Source organism: Dehalococcoidia bacterium (assembly GCA_028711995.1).
Taxonomy (GTDB): domain Bacteria; phylum Chloroflexota; class Dehalococcoidia; order SZUA-161; family SpSt-899; genus JAQTRE01.
Genome location: JAQTRE010000212.1, coordinates 1 through 3,325, shown reverse-complemented (window position 1 = coordinate 3,325; position 3,325 = coordinate 1). Strand labels below are relative to the sequence as shown.

Below are 3,325 nucleotides of genomic sequence, written 5' to 3'. Positions count from 1 at the left end.
ACTGCCAAACTTATCCAGGTCCTCCTTCTCATATACAGGCTCCTAGCTTTGTTTCCGGCAATGCTGACATATCCCGACAAACTGAAGCAGATGCCCTTCGATCTCAAATCCGGTATCCCGGGCAAGTCTTTGCTCCAATTCTCCCAGATTACATTCGGTAAAATCAGCCACCACGCCACACCGGGAGCAAATCAGATGATGGTGGTGTCCTGCCGGCGCTAGAGTATAACTGCTTGACTTGCCCGGATGGTCCACCTTGCAGATAAGGCCCAGATCGGAGAGCATCTCCAGCGTTCGGTAAACGGTCACCAGCCCGATTTCGGAATGATCCTGGCTTACTTTCCGATGCACGGCAGCGGGAGTCAGGTGTTCCTGTGCATTGGCAATCACGTCGAGAACAGCTAACCGCTGGCTGGTGAGTTTGTAACCATTCTGAGTGAGGATTGAAGCCAGTTTTTTATCCTTAGGTCTCATCCCAAATTCCTAAATGAAAGTCATTTTCATTTAGGACATGATAACGTATCGCCGCCTGAGTTGTCAAGGGCTTCACTGAATGGTATAATCGCCGCTGGGGAGGGGTGACCGAGTGGACGATGGTGCCGCTCTCGAAAAGCGGTGTCCCCTCTGGGGACCGTGGGTTCGAATCCCACCTCCTCCGCTTTGTTAAAAAGGGGACAATCACGGTAACGTGGAGAGGTCGCATAGAGGCCTAGTGCGCCGTCTTGGAAAGGCGGTATACCGAATGGTATCGAGGGTTCGAATCCCTCCCTCTCCGCTTTTTCATGCTCATGACGGCGGGGCAAGCGGTGTGAAAGATGAGGATGTGGAGACTCGATATCACTGATAGAGAAGAGGTGCACAGATGCCAGTAATCGCCATCATCGGGGGGCAGTGGGGGGACGAAGGAAAAGGTAAGATCGTTGACCTTTTGGCAGAAAGGGCGAATATTGTAGCTCGATTCTCCGGGGGTAGCAACGCCGGGCATACCGTAGTAAACAAGTTCGGTGAATTCAAACTGCACCTGATACCTTCAGGCATCTTTCATTCTAAAGTGGATTGCCTGATCGGGAACGGCGTGGTTATCAATCCCAAAGTTCTCATCGGAGAACTCGATGACCTGCAAAAGCGCGGCATTGATACGAGCCGGCTCTTTATCAGCGACCGGGCCCACTTGATCATGCCTCATCACCTCCTTCTCGACGGCCTGGAAGAAGATGCCCGAGGCGTCCGCGCTTTAGGCACTACCAGACAGGGCATTGGACCTGCATTTGCCGACAAGGTATCGCGGTTGGGAATACGGATGGGCGATTTGCTGGATAAAGACCTGTTTAAAAAACGTCTCAAGGTCGTTTTAGATTACAAGAATAAAAGCATCACCAAGGTGTTCGGGGGCAAGCCACTATCTTTTGACGATATAGATCGAGAATACTGCATATACATTGACCGACTTGTTCCTTTCATCAGGGAGACGAGTTCGATCATAAACGATGCGGCAGAAAGAAACGACACCATCATCCTTGAAGGCGCTCAGGGAACTATGCTGGATATTGACTTCGGCACCTATCCCTATGTGACGTCATCTCCCCCTACCGCATGGGGCGCTTGCCTGGGGACAGGATTGAGCCCGACGAAGATCAATAAGATTATCGGGGTATTCAAAGCGTACACCACACGTGTAGGCGGCGGTCCCATGCCCACGGAGTCAACTGATGCCATCGGAGATACGATTCGAGAGAGGGGCAAGGAGTATGGCACTACCACTGGTCGGCCTCGGCGTTGCGGCTGGTTTGATGGGGTAGCGGCGCGCTTCAGCTCCCGGCTGAATGGTTTTACAGGAGTGGCCATCACCAAGTTCGATATCCTCGATACCATGCCCACGGTGAAAATATGTACCGGCTATAAGCTCGAAGGCGATGTTCTGAAAATCCCGCCTGCCAGTTTCGCCATGCTGGAGAAGTGTGATCCCGTTTACGAGGAGATGCCGGGTTGGCAAAAACCAACTAGGGACATCTTGAAATTTGGGGCTCTTCCCAAAGAAGCGCAGCGCTATTTGAAACGAATTGAGGAAGTCATCGGCGCACGGGTTGACCTGGTCTCCGTGGGTCCGGGCAGAGATCAGACGATTGTTCTCAGATCGATCTCGTGAGCCTGTCGATAAAAGGCTCCTTCATCTCTTCCCACACTATTTCCCGTAAATCGAAGACGGGGCCGTCATTGCATACCATCTTCATTCCCCGCACTGTCGGCACGGCGCAGCCGCGGCAGGCCCCTACTCCGCAACCCATTATCTGCTCCAGAGTGACCTGCACGGGCTTGTTGCCAAGATCGGCTTTCATATTCGCCATCGCCCGATACATGGAGATTGGGCCGCAGGCGAATATCTGGTCGGCCCAGGGCGCAAGAGAGGCTAACAAATCGGTTGCCATTCCCTTCTTCCCCGCCGATCCGTCCTCGGTGACCTGGATGATTTCCACATTCTCTATCGCTTCGGCATAGAGATGGGAAGATGTCCTAGCCCCGAGCAGCAGTTTTACTGAAAGGCCTTCATCGATAGCTCTCTCTGCCAGCGCTACCAGCGGCGCAACGCCTATCCCTCCGGCAACCATGAGCAGCTTTTTTGATTCCTTCCGAATTTGAAAACCGTTACCCAGCGGGCCCAGAATATCGAGTGAGCTGCCTGCACTCTGCCGGGAAAGCCACTCGGTCCCCTTTCCGACCACGCCAAAAAGCAGGGCCAGATTTCCATCTTTGATTCTGTGAATGCTCAGGGGGCGACGCAGCAGAGGTTCAAATCCTTCTCCGCATCGGATGGTGACAAACTGTCCCGGACAGGCCTCGGCGGCGATTTCTGGGGCGTGAACCCAGATGAGGTAAGTTCTGGGCATCGTCTCGGCGCAAGAGATTATTCGAGAGGCAATCTGTTTCATCAGTTCCATTATAGGGGAATATGCAGGGGGATTAAACCCCATGTATGGGAAGAATGAGGCCTTGTCCGATATGTCCTGACCGTGTACATTGCCCGTGTTGCGTCAATAGAAACGGTTACCGGAGATACGTTATTTGCCTCATAATTACTGTTACCCAAATCAGTAACAGCAGAGGCGTGGAGATGTGGGTCAACTCGAAGAGTTGTCCGCTTGTCCACGCCTTTTCTTGACCCCGCAGGTGTTGGGGTATAATGCCTGTTTCCACAATTGCTTTACAGAGACTTCGACATTCAATTCCTCATGATAAGAAAGCGCTTCGATCCATTCCGGCATGAAGTCATGAAGCCTTTGGGAACAGATACAGTCGCTGGCCTCCCACATCGTCTTCAAAGGCTCAA

Annotated in this window: 4 protein-coding genes and 2 tRNA genes; 3 read left to right on the top strand and 3 right to left on the bottom strand. The window is 52.6% G+C overall.

Annotated elements, in window-relative coordinates; translation table 11 throughout:
• Positions 1-42: 42 nt before the first annotated feature.
• Positions 43-474 carry a transcriptional repressor gene (locus tag PHV74_15645; GenBank protein ID MDD5095785.1) on the bottom strand — a complete coding sequence of 144 codons (432 nt, stop codon included), beginning with the start codon at positions 472-474 and terminating at the stop codon, positions 43-45.
• A 98-nt stretch (positions 475-572) separates the two neighbouring features.
• Between PHV74_15645 and PHV74_15640 the strand changes: the two genes are divergently transcribed.
• From PHV74_15640 to PHV74_15630, 3 genes are all read left to right on the top strand, one after another.
• A tRNA-Ser gene (locus tag PHV74_15640) sits at positions 573-658 on the top strand.
• 32 nt (positions 659-690) lie between these two features.
• Positions 691-775 (top strand) — tRNA-Ser (locus PHV74_15635).
• Positions 776-862: 87 nt separating this feature from the next.
• Entirely contained in the window at positions 863-2,146 is a 1,284-nt protein-coding gene (locus PHV74_15630; protein MDD5095784.1) for an adenylosuccinate synthase, read from the top strand.
• Here the strand turns inward: PHV74_15630 and PHV74_15625 are convergent.
• On the bottom strand, positions 2,130-2,936 hold the full coding sequence (locus PHV74_15625) for a dihydroorotate dehydrogenase electron transfer subunit (protein MDD5095783.1): 807 nt from the start codon (positions 2,934-2,936) through the stop codon (positions 2,130-2,132). The genes PHV74_15630 and PHV74_15625 overlap by 17 nt on opposite strands.
• Positions 2,937-3,116: 180 nt before the next feature.
• The coding region (locus PHV74_15620; protein MDD5095782.1) for a hypothetical protein at positions 3,117-3,325 on the bottom strand (209 nt) is incomplete at its 5' end.